The sequence below is a fragment of the Kitasatospora cheerisanensis KCTC 2395 genome, from assembly GCF_000696185.1.
GTDB lineage: Bacteria > Actinomycetota > Actinomycetes > Streptomycetales > Streptomycetaceae > Kitasatospora > Kitasatospora cheerisanensis.
The window spans coordinates 1,054,068-1,068,893 of record NZ_KK853997.1; the positions used below are offsets into that span (position 1 = coordinate 1,054,068).

Genomic DNA, 14,826 nt, shown 5'->3' on the forward strand with positions numbered 1-14,826 from the left:
GGAGCGCCGCAACGCGCCGAAGGTCGGCTGGTGCTGGGCGGGCAACCGGCACACCTGGCTGGGCTTCGGCTCGGCGACGGGCCGTCAGGTCGCGGGCGGCCGCGCCGCCTGACCTGCCCCGGCCGCTGATCCGCCGGCGCCGCCCGCAGTCACGACACGGGCGGCACCGGCGGGTTCGGCCGCCGGGCCCGGTACGGTCGGATCCGGAACCTGCGGGCCCGCGGCGGCCCGCGCACCCTCGAAGCGGCAGGAGCAAGCACCGTGCAGCAGCTCACGTACGGCGACATCAAGGCGGCCGGCGACCGGATCGCCGGGCGGGTGCGGCCCGTCGCGGTGGCCCCGCTCACCGGCGGCGGCGACGGGCGGGGCGCGGAGGTCTGGGCCGCGCTCGAACTCCTGCAGCACACCGGCTCGTTCAAGGCCCGGGGCGCGCAGAACTTCCTGACGGCGCACCGCGAGGCCGGCACGCTCCCGGACGCGGGGGTGACCATCGCGTCCGGCGGCAACGCCGGCCTGGCGTGCGCGTGGGCCGCGCAGCAGCAGGGCGTGCGGGCGACGGTGTTCCTGCCGGAGACCGCCCCGGCGGTGAAGGTGGCCCGGCTGCGCGGGTACGGGGCCGACGTCCGGCTGGTCGGCGAGGAGTACGCGGAGGCGCTGGCGGCCTGCGAGGAGTTCGCTGCCTCCGCCGGGGCGCTGGCCTCGCACGCCTACGACCATCCGCTGATCGCCGCCGGCGCGGGCACCCTGCTGGACGAGATCCTCCGCCAACTGCCGTCCCTGGACACGGTGGTGGTCTCGGTCGGCGGCGGCGGACTGCTCGCGGGCGTGGCCACGGCGGCGGCCGAGCACGGGGTGCGCACCGTCGCCGTCGAGCCGGAGGGGTCGCGGGCGCTGCACGCGGCGCTGGCGGCGGGCGAGCCGGTGGACGTGCCGGTGCACTCGGTCGCCGCCGACGCGCTGGGCGCCCGGCGCGCCTCCGCGGCGGCCGTCCGGGCGGCCCGGCAGGGCGAGGTGCGGAGCGTGCTGGTGCCGGACACGGAGATCGTCCGGGCCCGCCAACTCCTGTGGAGCGGGCACCGGCTGGCCGTCGAGCACGCCGCCTCCACCGCGCTGGCCGCGCTCACCGGCGGCGCGTACCGGCCCGCGGACGGCGAGCGGGTGTGCGTGGTGCTGTGCGGCGCCAACACGGACCCGGCCACGCTCGACCGGGCCGCGCAGACTGACTGACCGGCCGTCAGTTCGCGCTGCTCGCAGGGATTTCCGCCCTGTCGGACGACGGCGCTACGGTGCCGCCCATGACTTCACTCTCCACCGCCGCGGCCGACTGGGACCGCCGACTGGCCGACGCCTTCGGCATGATGCTCGGCCGGCCGCTGCACGAGTTCGACCCGGGCGCGGTGTACGCGGCCGGCATCGGCGGGAACCTGATCCACGAGCTCGGCTTCGACCGGGACGCCGCCTGGGTGCGGCCGCAGGCGCTGAGCGGCGCCGAACCGGTCGGCTGGGACTGCCCGTTGTTCGACGACAGCCCGCGGACGCCGGTGTTCGACGCCGCCGGTTCGCTCTTCGCGATACCGGCGGACCGGGACGCGCCGGCCCTGCCCGGGCCGTTCGCCGCCGCGGTCGCCGCCGCCTGCTTCGCCGAGGGCCTGATCCGCGGCGCCGACCTCGCCCCGCTGGTGGTCGAGCACGGCGTCGACCTCGGTGCGCACCCCGGCAGTTGGGCGGTCTTCTTCGCCCGGCTGCGCTCGGACGGCACCCTGCTGGACGCGTTCCGCGCCGCCCTCGACACCGGCCGCACGCCCGAGGACCTGGTGCCCTTCGAGGCCGCCCCGGACGAGGACTGGGAGGAGGCGCTCGCCGCCGTCGAGCCGCCCGAACTCCGCGCCCATCTCGGCTACTTCCTCACCGACGGCGAGGAGGGCCTGATGCCGATGCTCGACGAAGCGCCGGCCTGGGGGCTCGACGCCCACGGCTGCGAGCCGGTGATGGGCTGGGAGGACGGCTTCGGCCAGGTCGACCTGGCGGTGATCCGCCTGAGCGGGCTGGTCGCCGGCTGAACCGGCTTTCCCGTCAGGCCCGTTCGGCGACCGCTTCGCGGTACAGCACGGTGCGGAAGATCCCGGAGACCGTCGCGCCCACCAGCAGCGCGGCGGCCAGGACCAGCCCGGCGAGGACGGCGGCGGCGACGGCCGGCCCGGGGCGGTCGGACTCGATGGCGAGCATCACCGCGACCAGGCCGCCGAGCCCGGCCAGCAGGAGCGGCAGGCCGATCCACAGGGAGCCGAAGATCTGCCGGGTGAAGGTGGCGCGCAGCAGCCGGCCGGAGCGGCGGGTGGCCTCGCGGATCGGCAGGTCGTCCAGCGCGATGCCGGGCAGCACCAGGTAGGTGGCCAGCGACCAGGCGACGTCGACGAGTTGGTCCAGCAGCTCGCCGACCACCGGGATCCGGTCGAGCTGGCGGGCGGCGAGCAGCACCGTGCTGCCGAGCAGGCTCCAGCCCAGCAGCCTGCGCCAACCGGCGAGCGCCGCCCGGAGGTTGGCCCCGTACCGGGCGGGCGTTCCGTCGAGGGCGTCGGCCACCGCGCGGATCAGGGCGGCGGTGCTGACGGTCAGTCCGAAGCCGAGTGCCAGGTACCCGGCCACCAGCGCCGCCACCGTGCCCGGGCCGGCCCCGCCCGTGCCGTTCAGCACGGCGGGCGCGACGGCGGCCGATCCGATCACCAGGACCTGCGCCGCCCCGAGCAGCGGGAACACCACCAGCCCGCCGCGCCGCCGCAGTATCCCCCAGGACGCCCGCACCGGATGCGCCGTCGCCATCGCCCGCTCCCCTGCCGTCTCCGCCGAACCGCCGTGTCGATCAACGGCAGGGGTGAGCGTACCGGCAGGTCACGACGGCCCCGCACCGGGTGGGCCTGCCCGCCGGCGGGGTGGTCGGTGCCGATCGCCTCGACCGTCGCCTCGGCGCGGGCCGCCCCGTCCTCGGCCGCCAGGGCGGCGTGGAACAGCGGCGCCGGCGCGGACACCTCGCTCGGCCCCTGGCGGTCCACCACCGACGACCGGCCGTCGCTCAAGCAGTGAGCAGTGCACCGCCATGGCTGAACTCGGGCCCGGAATCAGGCCAGTTCGAGCACCAGCTTGCCGGTGTTCGCGCCGTCGAACAGCAGTTGCAGGGTGGCGGGGAAGTCGTCGACGCCGCCCTTGACCAGGTGTTCGCGGGCGGTGAGCCGGCCGTCCGCGAGCCAGCCGGCCAGCTCGCGGGCGGCGTCCCGGTAGCGGGCCGCGTAGTCGAACACCACGAAGCCCTCCATCCGGGCCCGACGGACCAGCAGCGCAAGGTAGTTGGACGGGCCCTGCACGGCGCCCTCGTTGTTGTACTGGCTGATCGCGCCGCACACCACCACCCGGGCGTGCAGCGCCAGCCGGCTCAGCGCGGCGTCCAGGATCGGGCCGCCGACGTTGTCGAAGTACACGTCGATGCCGTCCGGGGCGTGGTCGCGCAGCGCCCGGCGGACGTCCTCGGAGCGGTGGTCGATCGCCGCGTCGAAGCCCAACTCGCCCGTCAGCCAGGCGCACTTGTCGGCGCCGCCGGCGATGCCGACCACCCGGCAGCCCTTCACCTTGGCGATCTGCCCGACCAGGCTGCCGACCGCGCCGGCCGCCCCGGAGACCACCACCGTCTCGCCCTCGCGCAGCGCGCCGACCTCCAGCAGCCCGAAGTACGCCGTCATGCCGGGCATGCCGAGCGCGCCGAGGTACGTCGGCAGCGGCGCGAGGCCCGGGTCGACCCGGTGCGCGCCGCTGCCGTCGGAGAGCGCGTACTCCTGGACGCCGAAGGTGCCGGTGACGAACTCGCCGACCCGGTAGCCGGGGTGGGCCGACTCCACGACCTCCAGCACCGATCCGGCGCGCATCACCTCGCCGATCCCGACCGGCGGCAGGTAGGACGGCCGGTCGTCCAGCCAGCCGCGCATCGCCGGGTCCACCGACAGGTACCTGGTCCGGCCGAGGAACCACCCCTCGGGCGGGGACGGCACCGGCTCCTCGGTGGACGCCCAGTCCTCGGGGCGGACGACGCCCACGGGGCGGCGGGCGAGACGGATCTGACGGTTCACGGCCGACATGGCGCGCTCCTGGGACGACGATCACGGCTACGGGCCGGGGCCGCCGACGCTCGGGGGTGCGGTCGGCGGCCCGCGCGCCCGAGTCTAAGCAAGCGCTTAGTCATCTGACCAGACGTCGGACCCGTTCAGTCCGCGACCGGGGCCGCGGCCGGAGCCGCGGCGGGACCGGCGCCGGGTGGCGGTCGCGGAAGGTGAAGGCGTCCGGCCCCGGGCCGTGGTCGCGGATCCGGGCGAGCCGGTCCATCACCTCGGTGACGCTCGGGCGGTGGCCCGCCGGCACCCACCACATCGCCTGGTGCGGGCCGTCGGGGCGCTCGAACCACTCCCGGCGGCGGCTCAGCACCCGCAGGTGGTCGCTGCGGTAGGTGTACTCCCACAGCGCCTCGGCCGACTCCCACACCGAGGCGTTGATCAGGAACCGCTCGTCCGCCACCCGGGGGTGCACCGCGGCCGCCTCCGCGTCCACGGTGCCGTCGTCCACCAGCCGCCAGACGAAGCCGGGGCTGCGGTCGGCGAGCGCGTTCAGCTCGTCCAACTGGCCGACGAAGTCGGCGACCCGCGGGGAGTCCCGTGGCGCGACGAGGCGGCCGACGTTGACCTGAGCAAGGTGAAAGCCAGTCATGGCGCAAGCATGACCCGGACCTTCATCTAAAGTCAACGATCTTTAGTTTTAGAGAGCGCCACACAGCAGCCGCCCGCGCACGCCTCCATCGCCGCCGTCCACTCCTCCCCCGCCAGACCGTCCAGCAGCGCCAGGTTCATCCCGCACACCAGCCCCGGGAACTCCTGCGCCAGCGCGTGGAACGGGCAGTTCCGCAGCCGCAGCACCTCGCCGTCGCGGAACGGCGCGTAGCCGCGCGCGCGGAGCTCCTCCTCCAGGTCCGCACCCGTGCCCGCACCCGCCGCTCCGGCCGCGCGCGCCGCCGCCTGCAACTCCAGGTCCAGGCCCGCCCGTTCGACGGTCTCCGCGAGCAGCCGGCCGGCCGCGTCGTACGACCGGGGCGGCACCGACACCGCGAACTCCCCGTCGGCGCGCCGGTACAGCTTCGCCGGACGCCCCGCGCCCGGCCCCGTCCGCCCCGTCAGCCGACGGAACGACACCGCCAGCAGCCCGGCCTCCACCAGCTTCTCCAGGTGGAACGCGGCCAGCGACCGGGAGATCCCGGCCGCCTCCGCCACCGCATCCCGCCCCATCTCCTCCGGCGCCGCCGCCACCAGCCGGTACAGCCGGCGCCGCACCGGGTCGCCCAGCAGGCCCAGCGCCGCGTACGAGTCGTCCTCTGCAGTCATCCGGCGAGTCTATGACCAGCCGTCGCAGCTCAAAGACCGCGAGCCGCGCGAATCCGCCCGGTGCCGGACCGCCGTGCGCCGGGCTCCGGGGATTCCCCGCCACCACTATCTACACCTCTGTAGAGTGAGTCCGACCGATCGGACTCGAAGGAGGCCCGCAGTGCACCCGCAGCAGCTGCAGACCGACCCCACCTGGTCCCCGCCGGAACCCGAAGTCCGCCCCGCCTACCAACCCGTCGAGGTCCGCCTCGACGACACCGACACCTGGACGCTCGGCCGCATCAACGCCTGGTGGCACGCCCCCGACGGCACCCCCTGGTGCCGGCTGCGCCTGATCGGCGCCGCACCGCACTGGCGCCGCTACGACCCCGAGCGGATCCTCCTGCTGCCCACGTACGGCACCTGACGGCCCGTCGGCGCTCAGGCCGCGTCCTCCTCCGCCGCCGCCAGCACCAGGTCCACCAGCAGCGGGACGAGTTCGGGCGCGGCCCGGGCGAACTCCTCGACGATCCCGTCCCACGGCGTCAGCGCCAGCGCCTCGACCAGCAGCCGCCGGCCCTCGGGGCCCGGCCCGCGGCGGGCCGCGAGCATCGCCAGCGCCCGGCCCCGGTCGGCGGGGCCCTTGAGGCCGTCGGCGAGCGCCCGGGCGGCCGGCCACCGGCCGTTGTCGGCCAGGCAGGCCGCCAGGTGCGGGGCGGTGTGCTCCTTGCGCGGCGAGGACTCCAGCCGGGCCAGCCACGCCTCCGCGCGCGCGAGGTCGCCGGCGGCGGCCGCGGCCCGGACCACGGCGGCGATGCTGTTGCTGTGCTCGTTCTCGTGGCGGACCCGCGCCACCAGCCGCTCGGCGGCGTCCAGTTCGCCCCGCTCCGCCAGCGCCTCCACCACCACGTGCAGGTGCACGTCCGCGTCCCAGCTGTCGTCGAACCCTTCGATCAGCTCCAGGCAGCGGTCCAGCTGCCCGGTCGCCGCGCAGGCCCGGATCGCCGCGCTCCGGTACCAGACCAGCCGGGCCGGGCCCGTGGTCACCGCCATCAGCGCGAGCAGTTCGGCCGTGATCCGCTCCGCCGGTCCGCGCTCGCCGATGCCGACGAAGGCCTCGGCCACGTCCGCCAGCGCATCGCTGCGCTCGGCCGGGTGCGGCAACTGCCGAACCAGCTCGGCCTCCTCCGCTAGCAGGCGCCCGGCCTCCTCGGCCAGCCCGACCGCGTTCAGCCCCAGCGCCAGGGTGATCCGGTGCAGCGTCCCGGCGAACTGCCGCTCCGTCAGCTCCTCCCGGCTCCGGAGGTGCCGGAGCAGTCGGACCCCGTCGTCGCGATGGCCCAGGCGTCCCAGGGTCGCCGCCGCCGACGCGACGGACCGGAGCGTCGCGGTCGTCACGGCGCGCCGCCGGGCGAGCAGGGCGGCTGCGCTCACCAGCTCGCAGGTGTCCTGCTCCTCACCGGCCTGCCACAGCACGTCCGCCATCTCTACCAGCAGCAGGGCGACCTCACGATCGCTCGCCAGCTGTGGTGCCAGCGCGTTCCCGTGCTCCCGGACGTGGGCGGCGGCCTCCTCGGGCCGTCCGTCGCGCAGCAGCCGCCGGGCGATCGCGCGCCGCACCAGCCAGGTGTCCTCGGGCTCCGCGATCTCCTCCAGTGCGGCCTCCGCCCCGTCGAGGTCGCCGTTGCGGGCGCGCGCCCGCGCGATCCGGGCGTACGCGTAGTCCCGGTACTCCTCGCCCAGTTCCGAGCGGTCGACCAACTCCCGTGCCTCCCGGTGGAATCCGCCCCGGGCCAGGTCCTCGGCGATGTCCGGCAGCGACCACTCCGCCTCGGCCGGATCCAGCAGGTCGGCTTCCGTCACCGCGGCCTGCTGGATCCGTTGCAGCGCCGCCGCGAGTGCGCGGCCGCCCGACGCGTGTCGAACGATCCCGGCACGCCACACCACCCGCAGCCGACCGTCCCGCTCCGCAGCCACCACGCTCTCGGCCCGCCGCAGCGCCTCGTGCGCGCCCCGCACGTCGCCGAGCAGGTCCAGCGCGCCGGCCCGGGCGGCCGACAGCTCCATCCTCCGGCCGCGGCCCTCCACGGCGGCGATGGCCGCCCCCGCGTCCTGCGCCACCGCCGCGGCGAACTCCGGGTGCTCCACCGCGATCCGGTCGGCCGCCATCGCCCGGAGCAGCGCCGTCAGCGCGCCCGCCCGCCGCTCGGGGTCGGTCAGCTCCCGCGCCAACTGCCGGGCCTCGCCGAACCGTCGGGCGTCGACCAGCCCGCGGGCGATCCCCTCCCGGCACCTGGTCCGGTCGGCGGAGGAGTCCAGCCCGTCGGCCACCGCGTGCGCGCGGGGCAGCTCGCCCCCTGCCGCCAGCACCCGGGCGACCGCGGTCAGCGACGTGATCCGGTCGTACGGGTCGCGGTGCGAGTGCGCCAGGTTGATCGCCCGGTCCACGTGGCCGAACTTGGCCCAGCAGGCGACGACTTCGGTCGGCACCCGCGAGGTGAGGTCGTGCAGGGCGTCCCGGGACACCGCGATCCGCAGCGCGCCCGCCACCGGTGCCTCGCCCGCTCCGCCGCTCCGCGCCACCAGCACGTCCATCGCCGCGCCCAGTTCGCCGAGCGCGTCGAAGTCCGAGCCGGTGGTCTCCCACAGCCGCTGCTGCCGCGCCCGGTTGGTGACCAGCTCCACCAGCCGTTCGGCGTCGCCGAGTTCGCCCAGCAGCCGCCCGTAGCCGCGCAGCAGGTACTCGGGCGTCCCGGCCGGCCAGCCGGCCTCGCGGTGGCCGTCCGCCCAGTGGTGCAGCCGCGTCCGGTGCTCCGCGAGCTCCTTGCGCGGCATCAGCTCCTCGGCGCTGCGCCGGATCTCCTCGTGCGCCAGCAGGTACGCCCCGGGCCCGTCGGCGTCCCACTGGCCGGCCCGCCACTGGAAGCTGCGGCCGTCCACCGCCGACAGTTCGCGCTCCACCAACCGCCGTGGGGTGTCGGTCAGTTCGGCAAGGTCGGGGGCGCTCAGGCCGCCGCCCGCGGCGACCGTGAGGCCGACCAGCTCCCAGCCGAGGCCGCCCGCCTCCTTGAGCCGCAGCAGGTCCTCCTCGGCGTGCAGGCGGATCGCCTGCGCCGCCGCCGAGAGCGCCAGCGGATGGTCGATGCCGGTGCTCCGCAGCGGGTGCCCGGGCGGGACGTCACCGGGGACGGGCGGGTGCGGCCGGCCCGCCAGGACGAGGCGCAGGCCGTGCGGCGGGGTGCGCGGCAGGAGGGCGGCGATGCTGTGGCAGTCCGGGCCGGGGCGGACGCCGCGGTCCTCGTCGAGGCCGTCGACCACCAGCACCAGGCGGCGTCCCTTCTCGGCGCAGTGCGCGGCGGCCCGGTCCAGGGCGAGCCGGAACTGCTCGTCGCGGGTGTGCGGCGTGCAGAGCGGCTCCTCCTCGCCCAGCAGCGCGTACAACTGACGCTGCACCACCTCGCAGAACGCGGCGGCGTCCGCCTGGCCGGCGAGGCGCGAGGTGATGAAGAACGCCGCGATGTCCGTCCCGGCGGGCGGGCGCAGCACCAACTCGGCCAGCAGCGCGGACTTTCCGGCCCAGGCCGGGGCGAGCCAGCGCCAGTAGCCGCCGGGGCCGGGCTCCGTGCAGAAGGCGTGCAGCTGCGCCAACTCCTCCTCCCGGCCGACGAATTCCGCGGCCGCGAGGGCCTGCACCTGGTGCAGGTACCCGGAGACGGCGATCGGCCGCCCCGCGGCGAGGTGCACATCGCCCCTGTGCACGCCGCTGTTGGCGTAGCCGCCCGTCCGGGCGTTCGCCTGCCCGCTCCCCCGCACCAGCGCCCCGACCACGGCCGTGCCCGATCAGCCGTTCCGGTGACCGGAGTTGGCCGTACCGCCGGCCTCCGCGCGGGCCTCGCCGGTGTCGGCCACCCGGACCTGGCCGCCGGCCGGACCGTCGGCCCGGTAGCCCGAGTTGGCGCTGCTCCCGGGGCCGGTGGCGACGGCCGCCCCGGTGCCGGAGACCTCGACCGTGCCGCTCCTCGCCCCCGCGACCAGCGGGTAGCAGGCGGCCCCGAGCGCGGCGACCGCGACCACGGCGGACACCACCCCCGCCACCTTGTCCGCCTGATCCCACGTCAGGAACGCCAGCACCCCGGCGAACCCGGCCACCGCGAGCCCGGTCACCACGATCACGGTCCGCCGCACGACTACCTCCCCGAACCCCCCGAATGATGCCCATACTCCACCAGACTCCGTCCCCCGCACGCAAAACCGGCCGGACGGGCTTTCGGCGGGTCTCCCCCGGCCGCGGGTAACGGTCCGGCGACGAGTCGGACACCGATGTCGTCGCGGCGTCGGACCGAACTCCCGCAGTGGGACACTCGGTTGACGGCGGACCACCCCGAGGAGTTGCACGCATGGCATCCGACTTCGACGAACCGGCTTCGGCCTCGGGCGGATCGGGGAGGCGGGTCCTCGACCTGCTGGACAAGGCGATCGGCGCGCAGAGCCCGCTGGTGCGCAGGAACATCGCCCGGGCCCGCCAGCGGAACCCGGAGGCGACGCCGGCGGAGGTGGTCCGCAATCTGGAGCGGATGTACGTCAGCGCGCTGACCGGCACGGGCGCGGCCGTCGGCGGCGCGGCGGCCGCCCCGGGCGTCGGCACGGGAGTCGCCCTGGCGCTGTCGGCGGGCGAGGCGCTGTCCTCGCTCGAACTGAGCGCCCTCTTCGCGCTCTCGGTCGCCGACGTCCACGGCGTCCCGCTCGGCGAGATCGAGCGCCGCCGCACCATCGTGATGGGCATCATGCTCGGCGGCAGCAGCTCGGCCACCATCACCAAGATCGCCGAGCGGACCGGGCAGCACTGGGGCCGTCAGGTCGTCGCCAAGGTGCCGTTGGAGACCCTGCGCCGGATCAACAGCGTGCTGGGGAAGAACTTCGTCACGAAGTACGGCACCAAGCAGGGCATCATCGTGCTCGGCCGGGCCGCGCCGTTCGGCATCGGGGCGGTGATCGGCGGGGGCGCCAACGCCGCCGTCGCCGCGCTGGCCGTCCGGGCCGCCCGCCGCGCCTTCGGCCCGGCGCCGGACGCCTGGCCGTGGCCGGTCGGGGGCGAGGCTGCGGAGACCGGGCCGGTGACCGTCCCCGCCCCGCACTGCCCGGCCTCCGACGGAACTCCGGCGGAGGGCCTCGCCGCCGCCGAGTCCGCCGCCGGGAGCCCCGCCGAGGAGTGAGCGGCGCCGTCCTGACGGCCCGTCACCCGCAGGCCGGTGCCCCCGCCCGGCGACGGGCCCGGCCGTGGGGCGGCCGGGCCCCTTTGCGGGGGTGTGTCAGCGGCGGGTGCCGCAGGACGGGCAGAACGCGGAGTCGGCGGGGACGTCCGCGTGGCACGAGGTGCACTGCGGGGGCCGGGCCAGGCGGAAGCCGCAGGACGGGCAGAACGGGGTGCCGTGGGTCTCGGCGCTGCACTGCGGGCAGACCAGCTGGCGGGCCGCCGTGACGTCGAACTGCTGGGCCTGGGACTGGCCGTGCTGGTAGGCGTTCTGGGTGACGGCGTCGTTGAGGCCGCGCTGCTGGGCGGCGAGGGCCTCGGCTGCGGTGTCGGGGGCGCAGCCGAGGCAGAGGCCCTGGGCGGCGTTCCAACAGCGGGCGCAGACGTAGTGGGTGCAGCGGGCGCAGCGGTGGAAGTGCTGCTTCGCGCTGGTGACGGCGCGTTCGAAGGCGGCGTCCCGGCCGCTGCCCCAGCTCGCGCCGGCCAGGCCGTCGGCGGCGTTGGTGAGGCCGTTGGAGGCGCTGCCGCCGAGCAGGCTCCACGCGGCGCTGACGCCCTTGTTGATCCAGCCGGCGGCCTGTCCGGTGCGGAACGGCTCGAACGGGGTGCGCCAGCTGTCGTAGCAGCGTGCGCAGGAGAACTCGAACTGGAACCCCGCGCCGGTGCCGTGCTGCTCGCTCAGGTCCCGGTAGTTGTTGCTGAAGTGGATCTCGCTCATGGCCGCCGCCCCGTCCTCACACTTCCTACACGTTCGTGGTGTCGCACAGGCTCCCACACCCGTGTGCGGGGGCCGGGACCGGGGTCTGCCCGCCTGCCGCCCGCCGTCGCGGCGGTCAGCCGCCGAACAGGACCGGTCCCAGCACGGAGGGACGGAACAGCGTGCTCGGCGGTTCCACCAGCGAGGTGACGCGGTGGAAGGCGGCGGAGACGGTGGCGTCGGTGGCGGCGCGGGTGAGGACGCGGTCCAGGAAGCGGTGCTGGAGGCGGACGACGGGGCCGCGCGGGCCGCCGGTGGTGCCGGCGAAGCGGACGTCCTCGCCGGCGGCCATCATCCAGGGGTCCTTGGTGGCGGCGGTGATCGCCCGGCGGGCCTCGCGGACGGCGGCGGGGCCGAGTCCGCCGTGCCGGCGGGCGGCGTCGCGCAGGGCGCGGGCGCCGAGCGCGGCGACGGTGATGCCCTGCCCGTACACCGGGTTGAAGGTGCAGGAGGCGTCGCCGAGGGCGAGGAAGCCGGGCGGGTCGATGCGTTCGTGGTGCCGGCGGAGGCTCGGTCCGGGCACGAACCCCCGTGCGGGGCCGACGGGTTCGGCCCCGGCGATGGCCTCGGCGATGGCGGGGTCGCGGAGTTGGCCGAGCTGCTTCTCGAACTCCTCGGGCTGGATGGACGGTTCGAAGCCGCGCATGCCGCCGATGCCGATGATCCAGCGGTCGCCCTCGACGGGCAGCAGGACGCCGAAGCGGCCGTGCTCGGGGGCGTGGCTCTGCACGTACAGGGCGACCTGGTCCGCCCGGCCGGGCGGGCGGTGGTAGAAGCGGCTGGCGTAGGCGACGCCGGCGTCGACCCGTTCGACGGGCGTGGTGCGGAAGCCGAGGTCGATCAGCCAGCGGCCGGAGCGGGTGCCGCGGCCGGCGGCGTCGACCACCAGTTCGGCGGGCAGGTCGGTCACGGGCGCGCCGTCCCGGCCGCGTTCGCGGATCCGCACGCCGGTGATGCCGCGCCGTCCGCCGAGCAGGCCGACCGCCTCGGTCCCCTCCAGGATCTCGATCGACGGCTCGGCGCGGACCCGTTCCAGCACCACGTGGTCGAGCAGCGGGCGGCTGCAGCTGAGCATCGCCAAGTCGCTCTCGAACTGGGCGAGTCGGCCCACCGAGGTGTGCCAGCGCAGCCCGCCGGGGACGGCCACCCGGTGGGCGCCGGCGGCGAGCAGGTCGGCGACGGCGCCGGGCAGCAGCTCGTCGACGGTGCGGTGCCCGGCCTCCATCAGCAGGTGCCCGTGCCGGGCCTGCGGGACGCCCGCGCGGAAGTCCACGCCGTCCGGGTAGCGGTCGCGTTCGACCACCACCACCCGTTCCGCGACTCCGCGCAGCGCCCACGCGGCCAGGCACCCGGCCAGTCCGCCGCCGATCACCACCGCCGTGCCGCGGTCCCCGACCGCCCTCCCCGCAGGACTCATGCCCCGTACAGTAGGCGACGCGAAGCGCACCGTCACCGGTACGCGCACACCCGCTCCGCCGCCGCTCGGGCCCGCCGGGCGCTGGGCCGCCCGGGTGACCTTGCGGGCGCGCAACCCGGTGCGCGGCCGGTTCCCGTCGTGGGATGGGACGGTGACCTCTGAGCAGATCCTGACCGGCGCCGGGCTGACGGTGGTGCTGGCCGTGGCGTCCCAGCTGCTGGCGGCCCGGCTGCGCGTCCCGGCGATCATCCTGCTGCTGCCGGTGGGCTTCGCGGCGGGCGCGCTCACCGACGACATCCACCCGGACCGGCTGCTCGGCCCCGCGTACGCGCCGCTGGTCTCGCTCGCCGTCTCCGTGGTGCTGTACGACGCCGGGCTCGGCCTGGACCTGCGGCGGCTCACCGGCGGCACCCGGCACGCGGTGGTCCGGCTGGTGTGGGTCGGCGTCCTGGTGACCGCGCCCGCCGCCGCGCTGCTGTCCGCGCCGCTGCTCGGACTGTCGGCCGCGGCGGCGACCATGCTCGGCACGATCCTGGTGGTGTCGGGCCCGACGGTGGTCGGGCCGCTGCTGAACTTCGTCCGCCCGACCGAGCGGGTGCAGCGGATCCTGATGTGGGAGGGCTCGCTGATCGACGCGGTCGGCGGCATCCTCGGCGCGCTGGTCTTCCACGCGCTGGTCGACCAGCAGCGCCGGACGCTCGGCCGCGGCCTGCTCGAATTCGCCGCCAGCGTCGGCGCCGGCCTGGCCGGCGGCTGCTCGGCGCGGCCGTCCTGTGGTGGCTGCTGGTCCGCGTCCGGCTCGGCGAAGTCCTCGGCACCAGCGCCCAGTTGGCGGCCGTGCTGGGCGTCGCGGCGGGCTGCGACGCGCTCCGCGACGACACCGGGCTGATCGCCGCGGTGGTGATGGGCGTCCTGGTCGCGACCGTCCCCGCCTTCGACCTGCCGGCCCGCCGGCCGTTCTTCGAGACCCTGGTGTCGCTGGTGGTCGGCGTGCTGTTCGTGTCGATCTCCTCCACCGTCTCCTGGTCCGCGCTGCGCCCCGTGCTGCTGCCCGCGCTCGCCCTGGCCGCGGTGCTGGTGCTGCTGGTCCGGCCGCTGGTGGGATCGCTGTCCACGGTGGGCTGCGGACTCGCCGAGGGCGAACGGGCGTTCCTCGGCTGGATGGCGCCGCGCGGGATCGTCGCCGCGTCCACCGCCGCGACCTTCTCCGCGGGCCTCGCCGCGGCGGGCATCGGCGGCGCGCAGAAGATCCTCCCCGCCACGTTCACCGTCATCGTCGCCACCGTCACCGTGTACGGGCTGACCGCCGTCCCCGCCGCCCGCCTGCTCCGGGTGGTCCGGCGGGCCCGGTCGCGGCCGCTGCTGGTCGGCGGCGAACCGTGGACGGTCGAACTGGCCGCGGTACTGCGCTCCGCCGGGCTGGACGTCCTGCTGTGGGCCGGCCGCGACGAGCAGCGCGCCCGCATCGCCGCCGCCGGACTCCCGCTCGCGGACGGCGAGTTGCTCGCCACCGTGAGCGGCGAGGCGGTCGAGCAGGAGGGCGTCACGGCGGTCTACCTGCTCACCGCCGAGGACGAGTTCAACGCGCTCGCGGCGGTGCTGCTGGGCGACGACTCCGCGCTGCCGGTGCACCGCCTGGCCGCCGCCCGGCCCGGCCCGGGCGTCCACGCCCCGGCCCGTCCGTCACCGTCCTGCCCGCCGCCCTCACCGCGGCCGAACTCGCCGCCGCCACGCCGCCGGCGCCCGCATCCTCCGCCGCCCCGCCACGGCCCGCTCCCGCCCGGCCACGACCTCCTCTTCACCCTCGACCGCACCGGCCTGCTGCGCCCCGCCACCTCCCACGGCCGCCCGGCCAAGGGGGCACCCGTCGCCGAACGCATCGTGCTCGGCCCGGCCTGACGGCCGATCAACGAGCCTTTGCGGCAAGGCCGTTGACGACCGAAACCGGCCCTGCCGCCGCCGGCCGCTCACCGCGGCCCCGCGGGCCGCCTCGCCCGCGGCCCGGCGC

At 76.3% G+C, this 14,826-nt stretch carries 16 protein-coding genes; 8 read left to right on the forward strand and 8 right to left on the reverse strand.

The genetic code is table 11. The features are described from left to right. The 3 genes from KCH_RS43950 to KCH_RS04645 all read left to right on the forward strand — a co-directional run. On the forward strand, window positions 1–112 hold a 112-nt coding region (locus KCH_RS43950; protein ID WP_244305614.1), incomplete at its 5' end, for a DUF5701 family protein. 149 nt (window positions 113–261) lie between these two features. Further along, window positions 262–1,227: a serine/threonine dehydratase gene (locus tag KCH_RS04640; RefSeq protein WP_035859270.1), complete on the forward strand. Its 966-nt coding sequence runs from the start codon at window positions 262–264 to the stop codon at window positions 1,225–1,227. 68 nt (window positions 1,228–1,295) lie between these two features. Further along, window positions 1,296–2,060 carry a hypothetical protein gene (locus tag KCH_RS04645; protein ID WP_035859271.1) on the forward strand — a complete coding sequence of 255 codons (765 nt, stop codon included), beginning with the start codon at window positions 1,296–1,298 and terminating at the stop codon, window positions 2,058–2,060. Between the two features lie 13 nt (window positions 2,061–2,073). Here the strand turns inward: KCH_RS04645 and KCH_RS36820 are convergent, their stop codons facing one another. Further along, entirely contained in the window at window positions 2,074–2,820 is a 747-nt protein-coding gene (locus tag KCH_RS36820) for a DUF6159 family protein (protein WP_051652737.1), read from the reverse strand. A 117-nt stretch (window positions 2,821–2,937) separates the two neighbouring features. Between KCH_RS36820 and KCH_RS40950 the strand changes: the two genes are divergently transcribed. Then, window positions 2,938–3,081 carry a hypothetical protein gene (locus KCH_RS40950; RefSeq protein WP_157031896.1) on the forward strand — a complete coding sequence of 48 codons (144 nt, stop codon included), beginning with the start codon at window positions 2,938–2,940 and terminating at the stop codon, window positions 3,079–3,081. 35 nt (window positions 3,082–3,116) lie between these two features. Here the strand turns inward: KCH_RS40950 and KCH_RS04655 are convergent, their stop codons facing one another. The 3 genes from KCH_RS04655 to KCH_RS04665 all read right to left on the reverse strand — a co-directional run bounded on the left by KCH_RS04655 (window position 3,117) and on the right by KCH_RS04665 (window position 5,414). Then, window positions 3,117–4,124: an NADP-dependent oxidoreductase gene (locus KCH_RS04655; RefSeq protein ID WP_208865920.1), complete on the reverse strand. Its 1,008-nt coding sequence runs from the start codon at window positions 4,122–4,124 to the stop codon at window positions 3,117–3,119. Window positions 4,125–4,224: 100 nt separating this feature from the next. Beyond that, window positions 4,225–4,746, reverse strand: a complete 522-nt coding sequence (locus tag KCH_RS04660; RefSeq protein WP_051652738.1) for a DUF3291 domain-containing protein — start codon at window positions 4,744–4,746, stop codon at window positions 4,225–4,227. Between the two features lie 32 nt (window positions 4,747–4,778). Continuing rightward, window positions 4,779–5,414 carry a helix-turn-helix transcriptional regulator gene (locus KCH_RS04665; RefSeq protein WP_035859272.1) on the reverse strand — a complete coding sequence of 212 codons (636 nt, stop codon included), beginning with the start codon at window positions 5,412–5,414 and terminating at the stop codon, window positions 4,779–4,781. Between the two features lie 160 nt (window positions 5,415–5,574). Here KCH_RS04665 and KCH_RS04670 point away from each other — a divergent pair, with 160 nt between their 5' ends. After that, complete coding sequence (locus tag KCH_RS04670) at window positions 5,575–5,820, forward strand: hypothetical protein (RefSeq protein ID WP_035859273.1); 246 nt, start codon at window positions 5,575–5,577, stop codon at window positions 5,818–5,820. 14 nt (window positions 5,821–5,834) lie between these two features. Here the strand turns inward: KCH_RS04670 and KCH_RS04675 are convergent, their stop codons facing one another. Together KCH_RS04675 and KCH_RS04680 are read right to left on the reverse strand one after the other, a co-directional pair. Continuing rightward, window positions 5,835–9,152: a hypothetical protein gene (locus KCH_RS04675; protein WP_157031897.1), complete on the reverse strand. Its 3,318-nt coding sequence runs from the start codon at window positions 9,150–9,152 to the stop codon at window positions 5,835–5,837. A gap of 81 nt (window positions 9,153–9,233) precedes the next feature. Next, entirely contained in the window at window positions 9,234–9,578 is a 345-nt protein-coding gene (locus KCH_RS04680) for a hypothetical protein (protein WP_244305148.1), read from the reverse strand. 212 nt (window positions 9,579–9,790) lie between these two features. Here KCH_RS04680 and KCH_RS04685 point away from each other — a divergent pair, with 212 nt between their 5' ends. Then, the gene (locus tag KCH_RS04685; RefSeq protein WP_084223253.1) at window positions 9,791–10,606 is read left to right on the forward strand and encodes a hypothetical protein; all 816 of its coding nucleotides are present in this window, start codon (window positions 9,791–9,793) and stop codon (window positions 10,604–10,606) included. Between the two features lie 96 nt (window positions 10,607–10,702). Here the strand turns inward: KCH_RS04685 and KCH_RS04690 are convergent, their stop codons facing one another. Both KCH_RS04690 and KCH_RS04695 read right to left on the reverse strand, forming a co-directional pair. After that, on the reverse strand, window positions 10,703–11,362 hold the full coding sequence (locus tag KCH_RS04690; RefSeq protein ID WP_035859274.1) for a double zinc ribbon domain-containing protein: 660 nt from the start codon (window positions 11,360–11,362) through the stop codon (window positions 10,703–10,705). A 115-nt stretch (window positions 11,363–11,477) separates the two neighbouring features. Then, the gene (locus KCH_RS04695) at window positions 11,478–12,818 is read right to left on the reverse strand and encodes an NAD(P)/FAD-dependent oxidoreductase (RefSeq protein ID WP_051652740.1); all 1,341 of its coding nucleotides are present in this window, start codon (window positions 12,816–12,818) and stop codon (window positions 11,478–11,480) included. A gap of 151 nt (window positions 12,819–12,969) precedes the next feature. On the opposite strand from KCH_RS04695, the gene KCH_RS43955 reads away from it, so the two are divergent. Both KCH_RS43955 and KCH_RS43960 read left to right on the forward strand, forming a co-directional pair. After that, window positions 12,970–13,707, forward strand: a complete 738-nt coding sequence (locus tag KCH_RS43955) for a cation:proton antiporter domain-containing protein (RefSeq protein ID WP_157031898.1) — start codon at window positions 12,970–12,972, stop codon at window positions 13,705–13,707. Next, the gene (locus KCH_RS43960; RefSeq protein ID WP_157031899.1) at window positions 13,647–14,717 is read left to right on the forward strand and encodes a cation:proton antiporter; all 1,071 of its coding nucleotides are present in this window, start codon (window positions 13,647–13,649) and stop codon (window positions 14,715–14,717) included. The genes KCH_RS43955 and KCH_RS43960 overlap by 61 nt, the downstream gene beginning before the upstream one ends. Window positions 14,718–14,826: the final 109 nt, after the last annotated feature.

Bases quoted from the DNA above. Each gene is read 5' to 3' on its own strand.
- KCH_RS36820 (WP_051652737.1), bottom strand. From the start codon at position 2,820: ATGGCGACGGCGCATCCGGTGCGGGCGTCCTGGGGGATACTGCGGCGG.
- KCH_RS04655 (WP_208865920.1), bottom strand. From the start codon at position 4,124: ATGTCGGCCGTGAACCGTCAGATCCGTCTCGCCCGCCGCCCCGTGGGC.
- KCH_RS04690 (WP_035859274.1), bottom strand. From the start codon at position 11,362: ATGAGCGAGATCCACTTCAGCAACAACTACCGGGACCTGAGCGAGCAG.
- KCH_RS04665 (WP_035859272.1), bottom strand. From the start codon at position 5,414: ATGACTGCAGAGGACGACTCGTACGCGGCGCTGGGCCTGCTGGGCGAC.
- KCH_RS04695 (WP_051652740.1), bottom strand. From the start codon at position 12,818: ATGAGTCCTGCGGGGAGGGCGGTCGGGGACCGCGGCACGGCGGTGGTG.
- KCH_RS04685 (WP_084223253.1), top strand. From the start codon at position 9,791: ATGGCATCCGACTTCGACGAACCGGCTTCGGCCTCGGGCGGATCGGGG.
- KCH_RS04660 (WP_051652738.1), bottom strand. From the start codon at position 4,746: ATGACTGGCTTTCACCTTGCTCAGGTCAACGTCGGCCGCCTCGTCGCG.
- KCH_RS04645 (WP_035859271.1), top strand. From the start codon at position 1,296: ATGACTTCACTCTCCACCGCCGCGGCCGACTGGGACCGCCGACTGGCC.